This window comes from Streptococcus sp. oral taxon 056 str. F0418, from assembly GCF_000220065.1.
GTDB lineage: Bacteria > Bacillota > Bacilli > Lactobacillales > Streptococcaceae > Streptococcus.
Map to the genome: position 1 here is coordinate 432,290 of NZ_AFQU01000001.1, position 22,154 is coordinate 454,443.

The 22,154-nt window shown below is 41.8% G+C and carries 20 protein-coding genes; 2 read left to right on the forward strand and 18 right to left on the reverse strand.

What is annotated here, in order from left to right; translation table 11 throughout:
• Nucleotides 1-15: 15 nt before the first annotated feature.
• Both HMPREF9182_RS10305 and rpiA read right to left on the reverse strand, forming a co-directional pair.
• The gene (locus tag HMPREF9182_RS10305; RefSeq protein ID WP_009443068.1) at nucleotides 16-1,227 is read right to left on the reverse strand and encodes a phosphopentomutase; all 1,212 of its coding nucleotides are present in this window, start codon (nucleotides 1,225-1,227) and stop codon (nucleotides 16-18) included.
• Nucleotides 1,228-1,239: 12 nt separating this feature from the next.
• Nucleotides 1,240-1,917: a ribose-5-phosphate isomerase RpiA gene (gene rpiA, locus HMPREF9182_RS10310; RefSeq protein ID WP_009443066.1), complete on the reverse strand. Its 678-nt coding sequence runs from the start codon at nucleotides 1,915-1,917 to the stop codon at nucleotides 1,240-1,242.
• Between the two features lie 237 nt (nucleotides 1,918-2,154).
• On the opposite strand from rpiA, the gene mnmE reads away from it, so the two are divergent.
• The gene (mnmE, locus tag HMPREF9182_RS02210) at nucleotides 2,155-3,528 is read left to right on the forward strand and encodes a tRNA uridine-5-carboxymethylaminomethyl(34) synthesis GTPase MnmE (RefSeq protein WP_009443966.1); all 1,374 of its coding nucleotides are present in this window, start codon (nucleotides 2,155-2,157) and stop codon (nucleotides 3,526-3,528) included.
• A gap of 83 nt (nucleotides 3,529-3,611) precedes the next feature.
• Here mnmE and HMPREF9182_RS02215 read toward each other — a convergent pair whose 3' ends face one another.
• The 8 genes from HMPREF9182_RS02215 to HMPREF9182_RS02250 form a co-directional block, all read right to left on the reverse strand.
• Nucleotides 3,612-4,682: an ABC transporter substrate-binding protein gene (locus HMPREF9182_RS02215; protein WP_009755077.1), complete on the reverse strand. Its 1,071-nt coding sequence runs from the start codon at nucleotides 4,680-4,682 to the stop codon at nucleotides 3,612-3,614.
• The gene (locus HMPREF9182_RS02220) at nucleotides 4,679-5,452 is read right to left on the reverse strand and encodes an ABC transporter permease (RefSeq protein WP_009443548.1); all 774 of its coding nucleotides are present in this window, start codon (nucleotides 5,450-5,452) and stop codon (nucleotides 4,679-4,681) included. Before HMPREF9182_RS02220 ends, HMPREF9182_RS02215 begins: the two co-directional genes overlap by 4 nt.
• Entirely contained in the window at nucleotides 5,449-6,255 is an 807-nt protein-coding gene (locus HMPREF9182_RS02225; RefSeq protein WP_009443910.1) for an ABC transporter permease, read from the reverse strand. Before HMPREF9182_RS02225 ends, HMPREF9182_RS02220 begins: the two co-directional genes overlap by 4 nt.
• Nucleotides 6,236-7,393, reverse strand: coding sequence for an ABC transporter ATP-binding protein (locus tag HMPREF9182_RS02230; protein WP_009754867.1), 1,158 nt, complete (start codon nucleotides 7,391-7,393; stop codon nucleotides 6,236-6,238). The genes HMPREF9182_RS02225 and HMPREF9182_RS02230 overlap by 20 nt, the downstream gene beginning before the upstream one ends.
• 223 nt (nucleotides 7,394-7,616) lie before the next feature.
• On the reverse strand, nucleotides 7,617-8,531 hold the full coding sequence (gene murB, locus HMPREF9182_RS02235) for a UDP-N-acetylmuramate dehydrogenase (protein ID WP_009443172.1): 915 nt from the start codon (nucleotides 8,529-8,531) through the stop codon (nucleotides 7,617-7,619).
• A 93-nt stretch (nucleotides 8,532-8,624) separates the two neighbouring features.
• The gene (locus tag HMPREF9182_RS02240) at nucleotides 8,625-9,548 is read right to left on the reverse strand and encodes a hypothetical protein (protein ID WP_009754217.1); all 924 of its coding nucleotides are present in this window, start codon (nucleotides 9,546-9,548) and stop codon (nucleotides 8,625-8,627) included.
• A gap of 255 nt (nucleotides 9,549-9,803) precedes the next feature.
• Entirely contained in the window at nucleotides 9,804-10,670 is an 867-nt protein-coding gene (gene thrB / locus HMPREF9182_RS02245) for a homoserine kinase (protein WP_009755044.1), read from the reverse strand.
• A gap of 1 nt (nucleotide 10,671) precedes the next feature.
• Nucleotides 10,672-11,958, reverse strand: coding sequence for a homoserine dehydrogenase (locus tag HMPREF9182_RS02250; protein ID WP_009443584.1), 1,287 nt, complete (start codon nucleotides 11,956-11,958; stop codon nucleotides 10,672-10,674).
• A gap of 120 nt (nucleotides 11,959-12,078) precedes the next feature.
• Between HMPREF9182_RS02250 and HMPREF9182_RS02255 the strand changes: the two genes are divergently transcribed.
• The gene (locus HMPREF9182_RS02255) at nucleotides 12,079-13,020 is read left to right on the forward strand and encodes a polysaccharide deacetylase family protein (protein WP_009754848.1); all 942 of its coding nucleotides are present in this window, start codon (nucleotides 12,079-12,081) and stop codon (nucleotides 13,018-13,020) included.
• 23 nt (nucleotides 13,021-13,043) lie between these two features.
• Here the strand turns inward: HMPREF9182_RS02255 and HMPREF9182_RS02260 are convergent, their stop codons facing one another.
• From HMPREF9182_RS02260 to HMPREF9182_RS02295, 8 genes are all read right to left on the reverse strand, one after another.
• Nucleotides 13,044-14,672, reverse strand: a complete 1,629-nt coding sequence (locus HMPREF9182_RS02260) for a hypothetical protein (protein ID WP_009443356.1) — start codon at nucleotides 14,670-14,672, stop codon at nucleotides 13,044-13,046.
• Nucleotides 14,662-15,405 carry an ABC transporter ATP-binding protein gene (locus HMPREF9182_RS02265; RefSeq protein WP_009754592.1) on the reverse strand — a complete coding sequence of 248 codons (744 nt, stop codon included), beginning with the start codon at nucleotides 15,403-15,405 and terminating at the stop codon, nucleotides 14,662-14,664. The genes HMPREF9182_RS02260 and HMPREF9182_RS02265 overlap by 11 nt, the downstream gene beginning before the upstream one ends.
• A gap of 90 nt (nucleotides 15,406-15,495) precedes the next feature.
• On the reverse strand, nucleotides 15,496-17,136 hold the full coding sequence (locus HMPREF9182_RS02270; protein ID WP_009443100.1) for a M20/M25/M40 family metallo-hydrolase: 1,641 nt from the start codon (nucleotides 17,134-17,136) through the stop codon (nucleotides 15,496-15,498).
• A gap of 185 nt (nucleotides 17,137-17,321) precedes the next feature.
• On the reverse strand, nucleotides 17,322-18,449 hold the full coding sequence (locus HMPREF9182_RS02275; protein WP_009754218.1) for a M20/M25/M40 family metallo-hydrolase: 1,128 nt from the start codon (nucleotides 18,447-18,449) through the stop codon (nucleotides 17,322-17,324).
• A gap of 10 nt (nucleotides 18,450-18,459) precedes the next feature.
• Complete coding sequence (locus tag HMPREF9182_RS02280) at nucleotides 18,460-19,422, reverse strand: N(4)-(beta-N-acetylglucosaminyl)-L-asparaginase (RefSeq protein WP_009443460.1); 963 nt, start codon at nucleotides 19,420-19,422, stop codon at nucleotides 18,460-18,462.
• Complete coding sequence (locus HMPREF9182_RS02285) at nucleotides 19,410-20,513, reverse strand: M42 family metallopeptidase (protein ID WP_009754506.1); 1,104 nt, start codon at nucleotides 20,511-20,513, stop codon at nucleotides 19,410-19,412. The genes HMPREF9182_RS02280 and HMPREF9182_RS02285 overlap by 13 nt, the downstream gene beginning before the upstream one ends.
• A complete protein-coding gene (locus tag HMPREF9182_RS02290; RefSeq protein ID WP_009443493.1) occupies nucleotides 20,497-21,507 on the reverse strand; it encodes a M42 glutamyl aminopeptidase in 1,011 nt (336 codons plus the stop codon). The genes HMPREF9182_RS02285 and HMPREF9182_RS02290 overlap by 17 nt, the downstream gene beginning before the upstream one ends.
• Before the next feature lie 10 nt (nucleotides 21,508-21,517).
• Complete coding sequence (locus tag HMPREF9182_RS02295; protein ID WP_009754319.1) at nucleotides 21,518-22,024, reverse strand: GrdB-related putative oxidoreductase; 507 nt, start codon at nucleotides 22,022-22,024, stop codon at nucleotides 21,518-21,520.
• Between the last annotated feature and the right edge of the window lie 130 nt (nucleotides 22,025-22,154).

The window sequence follows — 22,154 nt, forward strand, 5'->3', positions numbered from 1 at the left end:
CCCCTCTTATATCGCTTACACCAATTTATCTAAGAAGCTTTCCCCAATCATTGCCTTGTCGACTCCAAAGTTTTCAGCAATGGTGGCTGAGATGTCAGCAAAGTGTCCGACCGGAATATGACCATGACCGCTCAGCGATTTTCCAAAGATTAAGAGTGGAATGTATTCACGAGTATGGTCAGTTCCCGCATAGGTCGGGTCATTACCATGGTCAGCAGTAATCATGAGCAGATCATCTTCACGCATATTTTCAATGATTTCTGGAATACGCGCATCAAACTCTTCCAGGCAGTCACGGTAGCCATGTGGATCACGACGGTGACCATAAAGAGCATCAAAATCAACAAGATTAGTAAACGAGAAACCTTGCTTAAAGTTTTCGTCTTTGAGAGCTTTGAGCAAAGTATCTACACCGTGATTGTTAGACTTATTATGTCCCATATCATGGTTGATTCCAGCGCCGTTGAAGATGTCGTTAATCTTACCAACTGCATAAGTAGCAATTCCTGCTTCGTTGAGCTTATCGAGAACAGTTGGAGCAAATGGAGATACCGCCAAATCACGTCGATTAGCAGTACGAGTGAAGTTGCCTGGCTCACCTACATAAGGACGAGCAATGATGCGTCCCAGAAGTGCAGGGCGTTCCAAGGTAATTGAGCGGGCGAATTCACAGATACGATAGAGCTCTTCCAAAGGAATCACTTCTTCGTGTGCTGCAATTTGCAATACTGGATCGGCAGAGGTGTAGATGATTAATTCACCTGTTTCCATCTGACGAGGACCAAAGTCATCAATAACCGCAGTACCAGAGTAGGGCTTGTTAGCCTCACGAATGACCTTTCGACCAGAAAACTCTTCAATCTGAGTCAGGATTTCTTCTGGAAAGCCATTCCAGAAAGTATCAAAAGGCTCAGTAATATTGAGACCCATGATTTCCCAGTGGCCTGTCATCGTGTCTTTTCCAAGCGATACTTCTTCTAACTTGGTATAGTAGCCACTAGGATTTTCCTCTTGAGGAACTGTCTTCAAAGGAGCGGGACGCTCAATATTTCCAAGACCGATCTTAGCCATATTTGGCACATTTAGCCCTACTGTTTTGGAAATATGTCCCAGAGTATCTGAAGCACCATCTGGTACCCCTGCATTGACAAAGTTATTAGCATCAGGTGCAGCACCAATACCAACTGAGTCCATAACTACCAAGTGAATACGATTAAATTTTGACATAAAAACCTCTTTCTATTTCTTAGCTTCTAAAACCTGTACCCCATTTGGAGAAGCTACAATAACTTTATCAACCATTTGATTGAAAAGTCCATGCTCGACTACTCCAACCATATGATCCAACTCTCGGCCAAAGGCTACAGGATTTTCTATCACACCAAGATCTAAATCAATAATAAAATTCTTCATATCTGTAACAAAGCGCTGACCATCTTTCTGGCGAAAAGCTGGCTTGTAGCCCAAATGTTCAAAGCGGCGGAAAACTTGCTCCGCACCATATTGGACAACTTCAACAGGTAGCTTGAAGGTCCCTAATTTTTTTACTAGTTTACTTTCGTCTACCACCCAGATATAAGTTTTTGTCGGAGTTGCCACAACCTTCTCCATAAGAAGGGCTCCTCCTCCACCTTTAATACCATTAAAGTCAGGATCAACCTCGTCAGCTCCATCAACAGTAACATCAACCCAATCGACTTCATCAATAGACTTGAGTGGAATTCCCAATCCTTCTGCCTGACTGCTAGTTACACTTGAAGTAGTTACTGCAGTAATCTTCAAGCCTTCTTCTTTAATTCGACGGCCAATCTCTTCAACAAAATAATAGGCAGTCGAGCCCGTTCCAAGACCGACAACCATACCATCTGTCACGTACTCAGCAGCTTTAACACCAGCCATCTTCTTGAGATTTTCCATTTTTGAACTCCTTTATATTTTTCAAACATTAAAAACATGTAATCTTGCTAGATTTTGTCCAAAGTTGAATAGAATCAATCTATTTTCATTATACCATGATTATTTGCAACATGAAAGCATTTTCGTTTTTACTTCCATTTTTCCATGTTATCTTAAACAATCCAAAGCCTTGCTACACTCACTATTTTACGTTACAATTAGGATAATGAATTTTAGAAATACAAGGAACAATAGCTCATGATCACCAAAGAATTTGATACAATTGTAGCGATTTCGACACCTCTTGGAGAAGGTGCTATCGGCATCGTCAGACTAAGTGGCACTGACAGCTTTGCCATTGCCCAAAAAATCTTCAAAGGAAAAAATCTTAATACGGTAGCCAGTCACACGCTCAATTACGGCCATATCGTCGATCCTCAAAGCCAAGAAGTACTGGATGAGGTTATGATTGGTGCTATGCGCTCACCTAAAACTTTCACACGTGAGGACATTATTGAGATCAATACCCACGGTGGGATCGCACTTACCAACGAAATCCTGCAATTAGTTATTCGAGAGGGGGCCAGAATGGCAGAACCTGGCGAATTTACCAAGCGAGCTTTTCTTAATGGCCGTGTGGATCTAACTCAAGCTGAGGCAGTTATGGATATTATCCGTGCTAAGACGGATAAAGCGATGAACAATGCTGTTAAACAGCTAGATGGATCTCTCTCCAATCTTATTAATAACACCCGTCAGGAAATCCTTAACACACTAGCTCAGGTCGAGGTCAACATTGACTATCCTGAGTATGATGATGTGGAAGAGATGACGACCCAACTTATGCGCGAAAAAACCATTGAGTTTGAAGCATTACTAAGCAACCTTCTTAAGACGGCTCGTCGAGGTAAGATTTTACGAGAAGGTATCTCAACTGCAATCATCGGACGACCTAATGTTGGAAAATCAAGCTTACTAAACAATCTTCTACGTGAAGATAAAGCTATCGTAACCGATATTGAAGGAACGACTCGTGACATCATCGAAGAGTATGTCAATATCCACGGCATCCCTCTCAAACTAATCGACACCGCAGGGATTCGTGAAACGAATGACTTAGTAGAGCAGATTGGAGTAGAACGTTCCAAGAAAGCCTTGCAGGAAGCGGACCTAGTTCTCTTAGTCCTCAATGCTAGTGAACCTCTGACAGACCAAGATAAACAATTACTTGAAATCAGCCGAGACAGCAATCGCATTGTCCTGTTAAATAAAACCGACCTTGAAGAAAAGATTGAGCTGGATCAACTGCCAGCTGATGTGATTAAGATTTCTGTCCTCCATAATCAAAATATCGATAAGATTGAAGAACGCATCAATCAAATCTTCTTTGAAAATGCTGGAATCGTTGAACAAGATGCAACCTATCTGTCCAATGCCCGCCACATCTCTCTGATTGAAAAAGCTCTAGAAAGCCTGCAAGCAGTCAACCAAGGATTGGAAATGGGGATGCCCGTTGATCTTCTTCAAGTTGATATGACCCGCACTTGGGAAATCCTCGGTGAAATCACTGGTGATGCCGCACCAGACGAGCTCATCACCCAACTCTTCAGTCAATTTTGTCTAGGTAAATAAAAAAAGGTTTAAATGTACTGCACCCCAAAAGTTAGATTTTTTCTGTCTAACTTTTGGGGTGCAGGTCAATTGATACCTCTTTTTTATTTTCTATACATTTTGACCTGTAGATAGAGATCATTATAAATCCCTAACCACTTTGGTCCAATTTGTTTATAAACTTCTAAGTGTTTCATCGTTTCTGCCGTTGGATAGAAAGCTTCATCATCTTGGACTTCTTTTGGTAAAAGAGCCTTGGCTTTTGGAATGGGTGTTGCATATCCAACATAAAGAGCATTTTTATATGCGTTCTCTGGTCGTAACATAAAGTTGATAAATTGATAGGCTGCTTTTTTGTTTTTGACCGTTTTTGGAATAACGATATTATCAAACCAAAGATTGCTAGCTTCACTTGGTACAACATAACGTAAATTTTCGTTTTTCTCTAGCATCTGCCTAGCCTCACCAGAGAAAGTCACACCAATCGCCGCATTATTTTGAATCATGTAGCCCTTCATCTCATCTGCAACAATAGCTTTGATATTTGGAGTTAACTTATAAAGCTTATCCACAGCTTCTTGTAAATGATTGGCATTCTTATCATTAAGACCATAGCCGAGGGAATTAAGACCAATCCCCATAACTTCACGCGCCCCATCAATCAGCATAATAGAGTTTTTGTATTCTGGTTTCCAGAGATCATCCCAATGCTCAGGAGCTTTACTGATCAGTTTTTCATTGTAAACAATTCCCAAGGTTCCCCAAAAATATGGAACAGAATATTGGTTTCCTGGATCAAAAGGCTGATTCAAAAATTCTGAACCAATATTTTCCATCCCTTTTATCTGACTATGATCAAGCTTTTCGACCAGTTTTTCCTTCATCATCTTGGCAATCATGTACTCACTGGGAATCGCAATGTCATAAGTCGTTCCACCCTGTTTTATCTTGGTATACATCGATTCATTTGAGTCAAATGTCTCATACTGGACCTGCACACCCGTTTCTTTGGTAAATGCTTCTAATAACTCAGGATCTATATAATCTCCCCAATTATAAACAACTAATTTATCGTTTCCACCGCTTTTCGTTTGATTTTCCAGATGAAAACTGATTAGCCATAGGCAGACAACAATCCCCAAAACACCTACTAGAAAAGAATAGAGTTTTCTCATACAGTCTCCTCCTTTTCACGTGAAATGAAATAATAGCCAATCACCAGCAAAATACTAAATAGGAAGACAAGGGCAGACAAAGCATTGATTTCTAGCGAAATCCCTTGACGTGCTCGCGAGTATATCTCGACGGAAAGAGTCGAGAAGCCATTTCCTGTTACAAAGAAGGTTACTGCAAAATCATCCAGAGAATAGGTGAAAGCCATGAAATAGCCCGCAATAATAGCAGGAGTCAAATAAGGCAGCATAATTTCTTTTAGCATTTGCAACTGACTAGCACCTAGGTCATAAGCAGCCTTGATCATGTCTCCATTCATTTCTTTCAAGCGAGGCAGAATCATCAACACCACAATAGGAATAGAGAAAGCCACATGGCTGGCCAGTACAGAAATAAAGCCCAGTTGAAACTTCATATTGGTAAAAAGAATCAGAAAACTAGCACCAACCATAACATCAGGTGCTACCATCAAGACATTGTTGATAGATAGAAAAGCTTCCTGGTATTTCTTTTTAGCCTGATAGATGTAAATAGCTCCAAATGTACCAATAATCGTCGCAATCAGGGCAGATAAAAAGGCCAAAAAGAAAGTCTGGACAAGAATCAACATCAATCGATTATCGCCAAATAGATTTTCAAAATGCGAGAAGCCAAAACCAGTGAACCGATTCATATCATTACCAGCATTAAAAGCATAGCCAATGAGATAAAAGATCGGCAGATAAAGAATCAGAAAGACAAAAGCTAAATAGATACTGGATAGTTTCTTCATCGATCTCTCCTTTCTTTGGTTACCCACATAATCAGTAGCATGGCAATAATCAATACAACTCCGATGGTTGAACCCATGCCCCAGTTTTGTGTTGTCAGAAAATGCTGTTCGATAGCTGTACCGAGAGTGATCACACGATTACCACCAATCAAACGAGTCAGCATAAAGAGACTAAGACTGGGAATAAAAACTGACTGAACTCCTGAACGTACACCATTCATAGAAAGCGGGAAGATGACACGACGAAAAGTCTCCCAACGATTGGCCCCCAAATCACGACTAGCGTTAATGAGATTTTGATCCAAATCATCCAAAACATTAAAAATCGGTAAAATCATGAACGGAAGCTCAATATAGCTCGCTACAAAGATGAAAGAAAAATCGGTAAAAAGAATTTGCTGAGGTCCAACCCCGATAAAGCTAAGAAATTGATTAATAGAGCCATCCTGACCGAAAATCCCGATAAAGGCGTAGGCTTTCAGCAACAGGTTAATCCAAGTCGGTAAGACAATCAGCATGAGCCAGAGCTGCTTGTGCTTAAACTGAGTCAAGAAAAAAGCTGTAGGATAACTAACCAATAAGGTTACGAAAGTGACAATTCCCGCATAAAAAATCGAATTGAAACTCATTTTTAGATAGGTTAGATTCTGAGAAGCAAAATAAGTCCGATAGTTTTCTAAGGTGAATCCTCCTTCGATATTAAAGAAGGAGTTCCAAACAATCATAGCCACCGGAGCCAATACAAACAGTACAATCCATAAAAAATATGGAACGACAAAGAGGCTAGAGGTTGTTTTCTTCATCTCTTTCCTCCTCGATTGCATTAATCAGACCTGCTTCTTGCTCTTCGATTTCAACATACTCTTCGATACGAGCATCGAATTCTTCTTCTGTCTCATTGAGACGCATAATATGAATATCTTCTGGTTCAAACTGAAGGCCAATGACTTCACCGACAATGGCTTTACGAGTCGAGTGAATCATCCATTCATTCCCCAGTTCGTCATAGGCGATGATTTCATAGTGGACTCCACGGAAAAGCTGAGTATCGACTTTAACCTGCAGCTTTCCTTCTTCTGGCAGAGTGATGCGAAGATCTTCTGGACGAATAACCACTTCGACCGACTCGTTGGGACGCATACCTCCATCCACAGCTTCAAAACGCTTGCCGTTAAACTCTACTAAATAGTCTTCAATCATCTTTCCTGGAAGAATGTTAGACTCTCCAATAAAGGTCGCAACAAAATGGTTAATCGGTTCATCATAAATATCAACCGGCGTTCCTGATTGAACAATCTCACCATCATTCATGACAAAGATCCAATCACTCATCGCTAGAGCTTCTTCCTGATCATGGGTGACAAAGACAAAGGTAATGCCCAAGCGCTGTTGCAATTCACGGAGTTCATACTGCATGTCTGTCCGAAGCTTTAAATCAAGAGCAGACAAGGGCTCATCTAAGAGGACTACACGAGGTTCATTAATAATAGCCCGAGCAATGGCTACCCGCTGACGCTGACCTCCAGATAATTTTGGGATAGAACGGCGTTCAAAACCTTCTAGTTGAACCATTTTCAAGACTTCACGTACACGGCGCTGGATTTCTTCTTTCTCTATCTTACGCAAACGTAGTGGAAAAGCTACATTTTCAAAGACATTCATATGAGGGAAAAGCGCATAAGATTGAAAAACGGTGTGAACATCACGTTTATTCGTCGGAACATCATTAATCCGCACACCATCTAGATATACATCCCCACTAGTCGCATCTAGAAGTCCTGCAATAATATTTAAAATCGTCGACTTACCAGATCCAGAAGCACCAAGAAGAGTATAGAATTTCCCTTCCTCAAGCTCAAAGTTAATGTCTTTTAAAACAACAGTATTGCTATCTTCAAAAACCTTAGAAACATTTTTGAATTCAATAATTGGTTTTTTCAATTCGCATAAATTCCTTCTTTTTCATGTATTAACAGATCAGGGCTCTGTCAAGCCACTTCTACTTCTCGAGGGCAACTAGGGCCCAGTATACTTGCGATTTCGATAGGCGTCACCCCCTCCATGAAAGACAAGGAGCTATGCGAAATAAGATACATTTACAAAATTATTCTCATTTGCTGCTCTTAGCTATGATCACTTCTATACTTTTAAATCCAATAACACATTAGGCTTCAGTCAGTGCCTCACCGATAATGCGTACTTCTCGCTCCAAGGTAATGCCAGAATTCTTCTCGACCGTTTGGATAACATGTGCAATCAAATCTTCATAATCCTGAGCATTTCCATCAGCTACATTGACCATAAATCCTGCGTGTTTAGTAGAAACTTCTACTCCACCAATACGATGTCCCTTAAGCCCTGCTTCACTAATCAGTTGACCAGCAAAATGTCCCAAAGGACGCTTAAAGACCGATCCGCATGATGGGTATTCTAGAGGTTGCTTCAGCTCTCGCAGATGTGTCAGGCGCTCCATCTCCTGACGGATAGCCGTATGATTTCCAGGAGCGAGAGCAAATTTAGCCGAAATCACAATATCTCCCGTCTCTTGGATTACAGAAGAACGATAGCCAAACTTCATATCATCCGCATGAACCGTCTTGATCTCTCCATCTGGAGTTAAGATCTTACAAGAAACCAAGACATGTGCTATCTCTCCACCATAGGCTCCAGCATTCATAAAGACTGCACCGCCAATACTTCCTGGAATACCACAGGCAAACTCAAAGCCAGTCAAACTATGATGCAACGCAACATGAGTCGTATCAATGAGTTTAGCACCAGCCTCAACCTCCATCGTATACCCATTCACCATAATCGTGTGCAACTGATCAAACATAATGACAAAACCACGAATACCACCGTCTCGTACAATAATATTACTGGCATTTCCCAAAACTATCCACGGGATCTGTTCTTTATTAGCAAACTGGACAATACGAACTAATTCATAACGATTACGTGGAAAAGCTAGATAGTCAGCGGGGCCGCCAACTTTTGTATAGGTGTATTTTTTTAAAGGCTCATCAAAACGGATATCGATTCCTTCCAACTCCGTCTTTAATAATTCTATCTTAATCATGATTTCTCTTTCTTATCACAAAGTGATTCTATTATATCAAAATTACATGGTATTTTCGATAAAAATAAAAAAAACTGGCCAGAGCCAGTTTTTTTATAATTTTCGCGTGATATACTTTAGTTTTTGCTTGCTAAGAGCACTGTGTACCATAGAGTACGCACCAATTCCTGTAAAGATATAGAGTAAACCAAGATTCACCCAATAATTGTGATGAACATTTCCTCCTGCCAAAAGATACTCTGTAAAAGAAGAGAAAGCAGTGAAAACATCTATCCCTATCTCTCTAGCAAGAAGAAAAGCATAATCAAACTGATGAGCTAATAAAATCATAACAAACATAAAGAAAACACTAACTGCAATTCCTAGTTTAGATAATTTCTTGCCAAAGAGCTCGTAACCTTTAATAGTACACACTCCCATAACCAATCCTGACACAAAAGACACATAGCCTAACTGAGCAATGCCTAACGTAACTGCTCCACCGATCAAGCACCCTACAAAAGCTCCCACGATTCCACCAACAACATTTTCTTTTTGTTGGTCATAGCTTTGATTTTCAATCGCAAGGCCTGAGCTCAACTGTTGAAAACTATCCGCTGATAAGATCAGTAGGTTTGTACCCACCTGATAAACAGCGGTGGAAGTCGCTTCTCCTGTATGCTCACATACATTTGCCAAGCCATGCTCTCTCAAGAAAGAAAGACTAGCATCTAAACATTGTACGATCAATTCTTTGGTCTTAGCCTTACTCATACCTCCTTTTACGGTCACTGCTAACTTATAACGCGTTTGCAAAACACCGCTCATGCCTTTAGTAGATTTTCTGAGTTGCTTCAGATCTTCTGTGATAGAAAGAGCTTCATCTCCTTTTACTGAGAAACAAATGCGATACATTTTTTCTCCAGCATCCTCAATAAATAGCGTATAGCCTTCCTTTTCACCAAAAATAACAGCTACGTCTTCATCGTATTGAAGATCTAACTGACTGGCAAGATCCTGCCATTCAAGTTTATTCATGCTTTTCATCCCCCTTGTAAAAAGTAATTCGATTATATCATAAAATCCACAAAAAAGATAGAAAATTCTGAAAAAGAACAAAAAGAAATATGTCTGCCTTATTAAAGAGAAAAAAATATCTTCAAACATATAAAGTTTGTCTTCACACTTCCGCATCGCTAAAGAAGTCGTATTTAGAATTTGAAAAATTGCAAGAATCTCTATCTATGTATCTTTGCTCTTGCAAATTTAAAAGACTGGACATCTTGCCCAGCCTTATCTTTCTACTCGAACGCCTTCTCGATCGACATCAAGCAAGAACACTTGCCCATTATACTTGCATCTTTCGATACGTGTTTGAATTAATTTTGCCCGATCTTTCGGAGCCAACACCATGACAGTCGGCCCTGCTCCAGACAAATAAGTCGCATAAGCACCATGCTTTTTAGCTACTTTTTTAATATTTGGAAATTCTCTAACTAATTTTTGACGGAAGCGCTCGTGAAAGCGGTCAGACTCGATGGCACGCCCCGCCTTAACCAGATCTCCCTGTAAAAGTGCAGCAACCGCTACATTAGCAATCGAGCTGGCTGCGACAGCTTCTTTGTATGAAAACTTAAAAGGTAAAACACCACGGCTGTCTCGGGTCTTCAGCTCATACTTTGGAACATATGCAATGAAAGAACATTCTGGAAAGTCAGCCTGAATAGAGGAGACCGCCCCCTTAAAGACACTTGAGACCACCAGATTTCCAAAAATAGCCGGAGCTACATTATCAGGGTGGCCTTCTATTTTAGTCGCCCAATTTAACTTTTCATCATCAGATAATTCTAGATTTCCTAGTTGATTGGCCAGTTCAATCCCAGCAACGATAACAGAGCTGGATGATCCAAGACCACGTGCTAGCGGAATATCACTAGTCATTTTCAGATGATGAGGGCGAATATCTGGAGCTAGCTGCAAGGCCACCTTTATCAGTAAATTTCGCTTATCCTTTGGAATGCGAGGGTTCAGATCATGTTCAATGACCCACTCCTCTTGCTCCTCTAGTACATCAATCGTCAAGTACTTACTAACAGCTACACCAACTGAATCAAAGCCTGGGCCAATATTAGCACTGGTTGCAGGTACAATAATTTTCATCTTAATCTCCTAAGACTCTAAAGGTATTGAGTAAGTCAACATCAATAGCATCATTGATTTGAGTAGTGATAGCCTGTAGCTGCGCTTTGCTGATTTCTTGCGTCAAAATGACAACGCGAGTTTTCTCATCAGTTGTTTGCGTCTGCCGAATTAGCTTGAAAGCCACTCCCTGCCTATTGAACATTTCTACCAAGTCTTTGACACGATCTTGCGAGCTAGACACCAAAACTGAGAAATAATAGCTAGTCTTGACATCTTCTGGCTTAGATAAAACCAGCTCACGGCTAAATTCATTAAAGGCTTTGCCAACTGTTCCTTCATTCAAACGGCGGCTGATACGGACAATATCAGCTACAACACTCGTCGCAGTTGGTTTTTGACCGGCACCAGGTCCGTAGTACATAGACTCACCGATACCAATGGACTCGACAAAGACAGCATTCATCACCCCATTGACACTAGCTAGCGGATGCGCTTTAGGCAGAAATGTTGGAGCTACTTCTGCTGCGATTCCTGATGCTGTTTCTTCAATAGAACCAACTAGCTTGACTACATAGCCCAAATCTTGGGCAACAGCCACATCTTCTGGTGTGATATGACGAATCCCCTGATGACCCACATCTTCAAACTTAACATTCATACCAAAGGCAAATTGGCTTAGAATCACCATCTTGTAAGCTGCATCAATACCATCGACGTCATTGGTCGGATCGCTTTCAGCAAAGCCAAGGCGTTGCGCTTCAGCAAGAGCATCTTCATAAGACCAACCCTCTTCGACCATCTTGGTCATCATAAAGTTAGACGTTCCATTCACCACACCTAAGAGACGGGTGATTTTATCAGAAGCCAGTGAATTGACCAAGGTACGCAGGATTGGAATCCCGCCGGCAACAGCTGCTTCGTAGTAGAGAGCTACATTTTGCTTCTGAGCAATTTCCAGCAACTCCGCTCCGTGAACAGCCAATAAGTCTTTATTTGCCGTTACCACATGTTTGCTAGCTTCAAGAGCTCGAGTGATAAAGGTTTTCGCTGGCTCAATCCGACCCATCAATTCTACAAGGATGGTAATCTCAGGATCAGTCAGAATTTCTTCAACGTTTGTGACAAAATTAAAGTCATTTCCAGCTGCTAAGAGTCGCTCTTTTTCAGCATCATCCTTAACCAAGACTTTAGCAACTTCAATCTCTGAATGAGCCGCTTGTACAATCTTTTCTCTATTTTCCTTTAGGAGGAAAGGCACACCGCTAGCTACCGTTCCAAAACCAAGTAAAGCTATTTTTATAGACATGAAGCACTCCTCTATTTCTTTCTGTATGAAACCTATTATATCAAAATTTACTGTAAAATTCATACTATTCCTTTTTATATTTGGTATAATATGGTTAAAAAGCCTAATGAAGGAGGCAGTATGACACAACCAACTCAGCGTCGCTCCGTTGCAAATAAAGCACGAAAAAAAAGAGATGCACTACTACTTCTAAATCTTGTTTTACTCATTTTGATCATCACAGGTGGACTCTTTCTTTGGAAAGAATATCGGGCTCAACCGAACCAAGCCAGCACACCTAAAATCAGTCAAGTTAGCCAGTCTACTTCCTCAAAAGAGGCTAAAGACTCATCATCGACTTCCAAAGCGAAGGAAAATATCAAATGGGTCAAGCAAGATCAACCCATCAAACTTCCCATTCTCATGTACCATGCCATCCATGATATGGCGCCATCTGAAGCTGCCAATGCTGGACTTATCGTCTCACCTGCAACCTTTGAAAGTCATCTAAAAGCTTTGAAAGAAGCGGGTTATTATACCCTTTCACCAGATGAAGCGTACAAGGCATTGACTGAAAATGTCCTTCCCGAAAATAAAAAGATTATTTGGCTAACTTTTGACGATAGCCTCAAAGATTTCTACACCCAAGCTTATCCCATCTTACAAAAGTATCAAATGAAAGCTACCAACAATGTCATCACTGGCTTTGTCCAAGCAGGCCGTGAGGATATACTCACGTTGGAAGAAATCAAAGAAATGAAACAAAACGGTATGTCTTTTGAAGATCACACCGTCAATCATCCTGATTTATCTGTTTCAAGCCCAGATGCTCAAAATAGCGAATTACAGGACTCTAAGCAGTTTCTAGACAGCAACTTATCTCAGACAACGACCACTGTGGCTTATCCATCTGGACGATATAGCGAGACAACTATGCAAATCGCTGAAAAATTAGGTTACAAAATGGGATTAACTACCAATAATGGCCTTGCTTCTTTATCAGATGGTTTACTGTCACTCAATCGTGTCCGTGTCAATCCGACGACAACCGCTCAAAGCTTACTCGATGAAATTAGAAATTAAATGTTCATACAGTAAAAAGGCTCTTATTCTTCAAGAGCCTTTTTAAATTTATTTGCATAATAGAGATAGAGAGCGCCTGAGACGGATACTGCGAGGAGAAAAGCTCCAATCGTCATACCGTAGACAAGTGCTTCTGGTAGATAAGCGATCAACACATAGGAAACAGCAATCACTGCAATGTAAATAAATAACAAGACAAAGGCAATGATGGTTTTCAATGTATTGTTAGAACGGTTGAAGAGTTCTGTGACATTGGTCCAGTTTGTCACCAAGTTGCGATAATCTCGCTGATAGCCCCAGATACTCCAAGCAAGGCAGCAGCTGAACCAGACGACAATCATGGCTAAGAGTGAGAACCAATGTGTCCCTATAAATAGATTGACGACTACAAAGATCAGCAAGGGTAAGATGGACTGGATGAGAAAGAGATCCCAGAATTTCAGCTGAAGGTAGCCTTTCATGTCAAAAGGAAGCACTTTTAGATAGGAGAAGTTTTCCCGCTCAAGTGAAATCCCAATCATGGTCAGATTGGATGATCCTGCATTGAACATCGCAATGAAGGTCGTTATCAGGATCAGGGGTAAGAGATACTTTGGTGTCAGATAGGGCGATAAGCTATAGCCGCTTCCCTGTAAAAAGCCCATCAAGCCTGGTAGGATAAAGAAGTAAGGCATGGCACTCGACATAAAGACAGACTGTAGGAAAACTGAGCCATCGCTGATGAGACTGATCTGGTAGTCCCATACAAACTTGGGAAAGCTTTTCTGACTTCCTAGCTGGAGCTTGCGGACACGTTTTTTCTTATTAACTGTTTCAGAGGTCTTCAGGGCTGCTTCGTAAAACTCTGGTAGGACCTTCCATTTTACAATGGAAAATAAAACAATGGCTAGCAAAGCCCAAAGGCTGATTTCTAGGAGTGAGTGAAGGGCAAAAGGATCTACTCCAAAGTGATGGAAGGCTTCCATCGGTGGGAAGTAGGTCACAACATTTCCACCTGCTACTCGGTTTTGGCTATTCATCAGGACGATGGAAGCAAAAATAAGGAAATTGGTCACACCCAGCAGGATATTTGAGGCCACTCGCTTGTGCTGGCGGAAGGCTGCTGTCTTGGTAATAAAATGCACTGCGGCTAATATCCCAAAGGCAAGGACGGAGCCCAAAATCACCAGTGAAATCAAAGCTATCGGAATGGCGAGCCAAACTGGGTTGCCACTTTGAATCTGCAGGTTCGTCATATAAGCGATAATAGGAAGCGCACCTATTAGTACGGTTAGGACGACTGAAAAGCTTTTTCCGATCACAATTTCTGATTCGCTAAAGGCATAGGGGCGATAGGATTGCAGGTCCTTGCTTTCGTAAAAGACATTATAGAAAGACAGGAAGCCTTGCGATAAGACCATCAAGCTAAAGACGGACACCATATTGCTAAAAATACCTGGATGGTCGACAAGGGATTGAAAAGCACTCATGAGTCCAAACAGTACGAGATACAGCAGGCTGGTTAATAAGTAGGTCATAATCAGCTGTCTGGAGACATTGATCTTTTTGCCTGGATTTTTTGCTTGCTTTTGACGAAAGCGTGACAGGTTGGCAGGCGCTGTGGTGTAGATGATGTTTGTCCGAATAAGGCTTTTAAGAGCGTTAAAGCGCATCGTTTATCACCTCTTCTTTCCGACCGGCGAGGTCTAGGTAGATGGTTTCTAGGCTTTGATCAGGATGCTGTGACTTAAGTTCTTCAATCGTACCATAAAAGAGTAGTTCCCCTTTTTTGAGAATGGCTAAACGGTCGCATAATTGCTCTGCTACTTCTAGTACGTGGGTTGAAAAAAGGACTGTATTGCCTTTGTCTGCATGGTTGCGCATCATCTGTTTGAGGTCAAAGGCCGCCTGAGGATCAAGGCCTGTCAAAGGCTCATCTAGTACCCAGATGTCTGGGTCAGACAAGAGCGCACCGATGACGAAGACTTTTTGGCGCATGCCGTGAGAGAAAGACTCGATGACTTCATAGCGATGATCAGCAAAGTCAAAGGTTTCTAGTAGGTGCTGTAAGCGTTCTTCGCAGTCTGATTGGGTCATATCATAGGCTGTGGCTACTAGCTCCCAAAATTCATTGGCTGTCAGACGGAGAAATAAATCTGGCGAATCTGCTACATAGCCGATTTTTTTCTTGATGGCTAGGCGATTGGCAGATAGTTCTTGGCCGTCGATGATGATTTGGCCACTTGTTGGGTTAATCACACTGACCAATGATTTGATGGTCGTTGACTTTCCTGCTCCATTATGGCCAATCAGGCCTATAATCTCACCATTTTGAATGGTTAGATTCAGGTTACGAAGTGCTAAGTGACCATCGTAATCTTTGGTTACATTTTTAAATTCAATCATCAGAATTCCTCCCTTTTCTTTACAATATGTTTATTATATATTTTTTTAAAATGTTTGTCTGTTTTGTGCCTGAAATGTTCGGTTTTTTCCCTAAACGGTCATTTTGATGGAGTGTGGCTCTTTTTTGACCTCATCAAAGTGCTCTAAAAGATATAGAAAGAACTGCGGAATCGTCTCCAGCATATCTTGTTCGTAGACTCGTTCTGTTCGCTGATGCAAGTCTTTTCCCCAGGGGCCTAGATTGATCGAGGCGACATTGATCGCTGCAATCTTCTCTAAGTCAAGTGGGTAGATCGTCTCAGAAACTGCTAGGCTATCTAAGACTTGTCGATAGTCTTTCAGTGGCTTTTCTAGGGCGCAGTAGCTCATATCACAAATCCCCATAAAATACTCTTGTACTTTAAGGTGGTAATCACCACTTCTTTCTAAGTAACGTTGGTAAAGGGAGATCAAGCGCTCTAGATCCAACTCTTGATTTTGTAGTCGCCGGCTATTCATTGATGGATAATAGGGAGGCGCAATGGCCAATATGGCTAGCGCTTCTTTTTTGTCATAAAAATCAAGGACCTTTTGGACAGTAAACAAGGTGACTTCTTGATAGGAAAGGCCAGCTTGTAGCTTCTGATAGGAGGCTTGGTTGACTTGTTCCATCATTTGAGTGAAGCCTGGTTTTTTCTGGCATGCTTGTAGCAAGTCTTGGTAGGTCAGTACCTTGGGTCTTTCAATAGTTCTAGTTTCTTGATACTGCATTTGCAGACTACAGTAGCGGTCGTAAAACTCATCTAGGGCTTCTTGGCTGAGTTTTTTGATGGTCGCTAGTAACTCCTGTGGGCTTTTATCTAGGTATAAAAGACTGAAATAGCCTGCTGCTCTAAGTACTGTTGAGACGTCGTATTGCTCTTTTAAATCTCGCATAAAAGACCAGGACGGTAAAGGGGTGTGCTCGCCATAAGCCTGGTCTGCAAGCTGTGGATTGAGGTCTATTCTTTCGACGATTTTGGCTAAGAGAGAGATGGCATTGAGCCCTTTTAGGGGCTCTTTGATATGAGAGAGGATGCCTTGGGTTACGATCAGAGGCATTAGTTTTCCGACAGTACCGACATGTAGGACTTTTTCGGTTGCTGATGGGCTTTCAAAAGGCTCTGAATCAACAGCCAGAATATAGTGAAGATTGAAGCGTTCTTTTAACTCAGCTAGTAGTGGAATGGCGGCACGCATGCCTTGTGAATAGGCTTCTTCGTCTCCGACAGATAGGTAGAGTAGATTGACCCCACCACTTCTTCTTTGCGCATACTCTTCTAAAACTCCTAGTTGCAGAGCCAGTGCGGCCTTCATGTCGCAAGAGCCACGTCCAAACTGCCACTCATTAGATGCTATGTCTTCTATGACGTCGGTGTTTGAGTTTTCTTGGGACAAGTGGACTTTTAGGGCTTCATTGTCAAAAGCGACATCCTTTAAATGTCCAAAGTCTTCTGTGTCTACGGTATCATGATGGTGAAAAAGAATCACTGTATCAGCAGTATCTCGACGTACCAAGGCCCAATTCACACTACGGCCTAAATTGTCGTGGGAAATAGTGTAGGTTCCAAATTGGTCAGGATGCTTTTTAAAGTAAGGAATATCGCTGATGTAATCTGTCAAAAATCGCTCTATGTCGCATTCAAAGGCTGTATGCGTAAAGCTTTTGATGGCCATGCTTTTATTAAAAATCGTGCGTATTTTTTCTTTCATTTTGTTCACCTAAAAAGCAAGCTTGCTCTTTTCTGAATTGACTTCTCCCTTATTTTAGCACTCGAACCTTTTATAAACAAGGAAAAGTCTGATATTCTTAATTTTGTAGAAAAAAGGCTATGAAAAAGCTCCTTTTCTCTTGTTTGAGGAGAAGGAGCTCTTCTTTCTAATAGATTATTTGTCCATCATTCTAGTTGGGACAAGGCTAATAGTGCTAAGCCATAAATGATGGTATTGGTTTCTAAGTCTGTTTTATCTAGCCATTCGTTGGGTAGATGTGCGATGTCCTTTTGTCCTGGAAAGCTCGGTCCATAGGCTATGATATTGGGGACAATTTTTGCAAAGGTGCCACCTGTAGTCGTCACAGGTGTTGCTGTATTTCCTGTCACTTGGTTATATACGGCTTGTAAAGTCTGCACATAGATCGAGTCTTTGTCATATAAGACTGGCTCCCACTGGTCACGGACACTTAGAGTGAGTCCATGCGGGATCTTGTCGTGAATAGCAAGGATCAAATCTTCCTGACTACAGGAAGCAGGGTAGGACATGGTCCACTCGATATAGTGGTCTGATTCTGCCATACCGAGACTATAGCCACGAACAATCATCTCACCAAAGTCCTCATCAGAAAAAGCAATTCCCAACTCTTGGCCATTGCCTTTGGAATGTAGTAAATAGTCATTGACAAAGCGATAGAGAGCAGCAACTTGATCTCCAGGACTCGTCAAGCGCACACGCAAGCGCCCTCGCTCGCCATAAACGACTGGCCATTTACAATCTGGAGTCCATCCAAAAATTGGCGGTACTTCTTTGGTCAGATAATGCTTGACACAGGCAAAGGCAACCTCTTCATTGGTACCAAAAACAATGCGGACGGGATAAGGAAAGCGGATGCCAGCTTCTTTTAGGACGTAAAGAGCAAAGAGATTGGCCAAAATCGGTCCCTTATTATCCAAAACGCCTCGTCCATACAAGCGATTTCCTCGCTCACTCAGGGTCCACGGGTCAGAGTCCCATCCCTGACCTGCTTCTACAACATCAACATGGCCAAATATACCATAATAACAGCCTGTCGGCAAATCGTCACCGTACTGGGCGTAGCCGACTTTATTATCTAGATTAACCGTTTTAAAGCCTAATCTATCTGCTATGTCTAGTGCTTTTAGCAAGGCAGCCTTAGGACCTGGGCCAAAGGGCGCATCCTCACTCTTATCTCCAAAAACACTTGGAATAACAATGAGTTCTTTTAATGCTTTGGTTAAGGACGGCTGAATCTCTTTTAATTTTGTGATGATTTCTTGTTTATCTTGCATAAACAGCCTCCTATTTCATTTCGAGCGGTTTCATACGTTCTGCTAAGTAGTCATCTAGCCATTTTTTGTCAGCCTTCTCTAGCTCCATGTGTCCATCATTTTGCGGATGGATTCGATAGACCGTCAGAGGAGTTTGCTCTGTCGCAACGACAAAGGAAAAATTCTCTATATTGCTAGCCGCTCCCCATTTGCCTTCTGCATTCAGCGCGACAACTGAAATATCTCCCGCCTGCTGTCGTCTTTTTTTCAAGGTATTTGTTATATCATAAACAACACGCTCACAAGCTTCCTGTGGTGAATAGCCTTCTTTCATCTGCCGGACGATTTCATAAGAAACCAATCCTTTCATCAGGTCTTCGCCTAAGCCTGTAGCTGTTGCTCCTCCAATCTGGCTATCTACGTAAAGCCCTGATCCTATAAAAGGAGAGTCTCCTACTCGTCCTGCTTTTTTCATAAAGAGGCCACTTGTAGAAGTCCCAGCAACCATGTGCTCCTTCTGATCCAACGCTACCATGCCAACTGTATCATGACCTGCATAGGGACTAAGTTGCTGGCTAGTTTTCATATCATGAAGACGATTATAGTAATGGATCTTCGCACGTTCGGTCAGCATATTCTTCCTCTCGAATCCTGCTTGATGTGCATAAAGCGCTGCGCCTTCTCCGACCAAGACATTATTGACAGACAGCTTACTTAAAGAGCGGGCAACACTGATGGGGTTTGCAAAGTCTTTGAGGGCACAGACAGCCCCAAAGTCAAAATTATCTCCATCCAGATAGGCAGCATCCAGTTCTACTTGCATATGTTCATTAGGAAGACCACCATAACCTACAGACTTGTAATAAGGGAAGTCCTCTACTTGTTTGATGGCTTGCTCTATTGCATCTCCAGCATCTCCTGAAATCTTTAGATCATTTACTGCCTGGCTGACTCCCTCTAGGGCCATTCGCCAAGTTGCAATCATTCCCCACATTGACCTTCTCCTTTCTGGAATCGATAGTTTTCTGTCATGATTTGCTCATATATTTCTGGTGTTAATTCTTGGCAAAGCACCTTCATTAAGCGTAGAGTGGCTTCTACATCTTTTCTGTGGAGGATTCCTTGGTGGGTGTGCATATAGCGCATGGGAATAGACAAGGTTGTTGCAAGAATACCTTCCAAAGATTTATAGATATTTCCTGCGTCTGTCCCCCCGTCCATAAAGCAAGCAATTTGATAAGGAATCTGATGCTTTTGGCATAATGTTTCTAAGTAAATCAAGAGGCCACGATTGGTCAAGGTCATATTGTCCACAGCATTGAGTGTGACTCCTTTGCCCAATTTGATGGGATTCTTATCTGCGGGTGTATCTCCTGCTAGACAGGTGTCAACCGCAAAAGCGATCTGAGGCTCGATCATATGAGCAACTGTTCTAGCGCCTCGTAAACCAACTTCTTCTTGAACGGTGGTCGCTAAGGTTACTTGATTCGGACTTGACTGCTCCTGTAAGGATTGCATGAGCCAGATCCCTAGCGCTACACTGACACGGTTGTCAAATGCTTTTCCTAGTAAGTAGTTCGGATTGTTTAATGGTTGGTAAATGGCATAAGGGCAGACTCGATCCCCTACCTGAATCCCTAGCTTTTCAACTTCTGCTCTACTTTCAACACCTAAGTCAATAAAAGCTTGTGACATAGGAAGGACACTCTCTTTTGCCTTTTTACTAAGTGCGTGAATCTGTGGCCCAGCGATAATCCCTTGATAGGTCTTTCCTGACTGCGTGGTGATGGTTACTAATTGTTGTAATAAAGTGTGAGTCCAAGTACCACCAACACTCTGGATAAAAAGGTAGCCATGCTCGTCTATACGAGATACCATGTGGCCTACTTCATCCATATGAGTAGAAAAAAGAATCGATAAGCCACTCTTACCTAGTGTGTAAAGTCCTGATCCAAGCCTGTCCGCCCTGACTTGGCAAAATGGTAATTGTTGACTGACATAGTGACGAATCACTTCTTCTTGTCCTGATACTGCCTGTAAATTTGATAGACTTTCTAAGATTGTCCAATCAATGACTGTTTTCATCTCCATCACCTATCCTATCTTGAAAAGCCATTTCTTCCAGCATTTGTTCATTTAATTGTTTCAAAAAAGCAACAATACTTGTCCGAATTGGATCCAAATCATCGATATGTATGGACTGGACAAAGGAGTTGCTATGTTGAAGAGGAATCACGACAACTACGGTCGGAGCACCGATCCGTGTCTTATGGATAAAGGCGCCATCAGTCCCTGTATCTTGTATCTGGGCTTTGACTTGAAAACCACTAGCTAAGGCTACTTTTTTCAGAGTCGCAAGCAACTTCAGGTTGGGTAGGAGCGTTTTATCAAAGTGCCGTAAATAAAGTGTCTTTTCTTGATAGTCCTCTACGGGAGCGGCGTCAAACACCAAAGCCAAGTCAGGTTTTATACGATTAGTAGCGGTGATAGCTCCCCGTGTACCGACGAGGGATTGACTGATTCCTCCAACGGCTAAGTCATAAGGTAAGCTTCCCTGTACTTCTGACATGATTTGCTGGGACAGGTAAAGACCCACTCGATTGGCAATATTTTTTGATAGTAAGAGGCCTGATTCATTCAGACGAGCTGGAATGTCCAATACAAAGGTATCGCCGATTTGGATCTGCCAGTCTTTTAATTCTGCCAGAGAGCGGGCTCCAATATCTAGAAGATAATCCTCCCCCTTTTTTAGAACATAGCCATATACTCTTTCATGATGGCGTTTGAGCAGGCAGATCCTTTGGTTGAGAAAATCAGCTTTTTGGTACAAACCGATCGTCACAAAGTCTAGTAAGCCATCCTTTCGCAACTCTTGTACCATGCCACCATTTTCATCCAAGTTTGCACTGATCATGACCTTAAAAGGAGACTCATGTACGAGGCTCTCGCCAAACACAGATCCCAACTTGTCTTTTGCAATCGTTAAGCCCTGCTTTTTATAATGATTTTCTAAATAATCGTGGAGCTCGTATTCGTCACCAGATAGGGCTGGAATCTGGCATAATGTTTCTAAATCCATATTCTCCTCCTCATTTATAAATCAATGGTGAATCTCTATTTTCAGGTTGACTAATGATTGCTGCGATGTTCTGTAAAGCTTCTGTCAGACCAACGCCTCCTTTTTTGGGCATTTCAATCATGGTTACTAGAGATTTGTATTGACTAATCACTTCTGCATTTTCTTTAGAGCAGGCCACAAAGGTATGGCACTCTGTCTCTTTTTGCACAAAATCTGCAACTTGTGCAGCCATATCAGCATATGTGTCGTAATTAAAGCAAGGTCCACAAAATAAGACTTGGGCTTGTGTTTTTTTTACCAGCGCAGCAATTTTGCGTAGGACTTCTTCTTTATGCTCTTTAAAATAATCCGGTCCACAATAAAGCGTTCCAAGGACTTGTAGCTGATGCTGAGCAAAATAATCTTTAAACATCAAGTAAGAACCAACGCCTCCTTTTTCTAAACCTAGTGGCGTATCTGCTCTTTCTTTACCTCCATACCCCATCTGAATCTGATCAAACAATAATAATACTCTCATTTATCCACTCTTTCTAAAAAAGGAGTGAGCTAGGATTGCCTTCTCATGAAAGCGATCTGCTAGCCTCACCCCACCCATAGAGTTTGCTCCAATTATGGTTGCAAGACTCTTATCATGTTATGTTTCACTT

Coding starts and splice junctions, on each gene's coding strand:
- HMPREF9182_RS10305 (WP_009443068.1), bottom strand. CDS start 1,227: ATGTCAAAATTTAATCGTATTCACTTGGTAGTTATGGACTCAGTTGGT.
- rpiA (WP_009443066.1), bottom strand. CDS start 1,917: ATGGAAAATCTCAAGAAGATGGCTGGTGTTAAAGCTGCTGAGTACGTG.
- mnmE (WP_009443966.1), top strand. CDS start 2,155: ATGATCACCAAAGAATTTGATACAATTGTAGCGATTTCGACACCTCTT.
- HMPREF9182_RS02215 (WP_009755077.1), bottom strand. CDS start 4,682: ATGAGAAAACTCTATTCTTTTCTAGTAGGTGTTTTGGGGATTGTTGTC.
- HMPREF9182_RS02220 (WP_009443548.1), bottom strand. CDS start 5,452: ATGAAGAAACTATCCAGTATCTATTTAGCTTTTGTCTTTCTGATTCTT.
- HMPREF9182_RS02225 (WP_009443910.1), bottom strand. CDS start 6,255: ATGAAGAAAACAACCTCTAGCCTCTTTGTCGTTCCATATTTTTTATGG.
- murB (WP_009443172.1), bottom strand. CDS start 8,531: ATGATTAAGATAGAATTATTAAAGACGGAGTTGGAAGGAATCGATATC.
- HMPREF9182_RS02240 (WP_009754217.1), bottom strand. CDS start 9,548: ATGAATAAACTTGAATGGCAGGATCTTGCCAGTCAGTTAGATCTTCAA.
- thrB (WP_009755044.1), bottom strand. CDS start 10,670: ATGAAAATTATTGTACCTGCAACCAGTGCTAATATTGGCCCAGGCTTT.
- HMPREF9182_RS02250 (WP_009443584.1), bottom strand. CDS start 11,958: ATGTCTATAAAAATAGCTTTACTTGGTTTTGGAACGGTAGCTAGCGGT.
- HMPREF9182_RS02255 (WP_009754848.1), top strand. CDS start 12,079: ATGACACAACCAACTCAGCGTCGCTCCGTTGCAAATAAAGCACGAAAA.
- HMPREF9182_RS02260 (WP_009443356.1), bottom strand. CDS start 14,672: ATGCGCTTTAACGCTCTTAAAAGCCTTATTCGGACAAACATCATCTAC.
- HMPREF9182_RS02265 (WP_009754592.1), bottom strand. CDS start 15,405: ATGATTGAATTTAAAAATGTAACCAAAGATTACGATGGTCACTTAGCA.
- HMPREF9182_RS02270 (WP_009443100.1), bottom strand. CDS start 17,136: ATGAAAGAAAAAATACGCACGATTTTTAATAAAAGCATGGCCATCAAA.
- HMPREF9182_RS02275 (WP_009754218.1), bottom strand. CDS start 18,449: ATGCAAGATAAACAAGAAATCATCACAAAATTAAAAGAGATTCAGCCG.
- HMPREF9182_RS02280 (WP_009443460.1), bottom strand. CDS start 19,422: ATGTGGGGAATGATTGCAACTTGGCGAATGGCCCTAGAGGGAGTCAGC.
- HMPREF9182_RS02285 (WP_009754506.1), bottom strand. CDS start 20,513: ATGAAAACAGTCATTGATTGGACAATCTTAGAAAGTCTATCAAATTTA.
- HMPREF9182_RS02290 (WP_009443493.1), bottom strand. CDS start 21,507: ATGGATTTAGAAACATTATGCCAGATTCCAGCCCTATCTGGTGACGAA.
- HMPREF9182_RS02295 (WP_009754319.1), bottom strand. CDS start 22,024: ATGAGAGTATTATTATTGTTTGATCAGATTCAGATGGGGTATGGAGGT.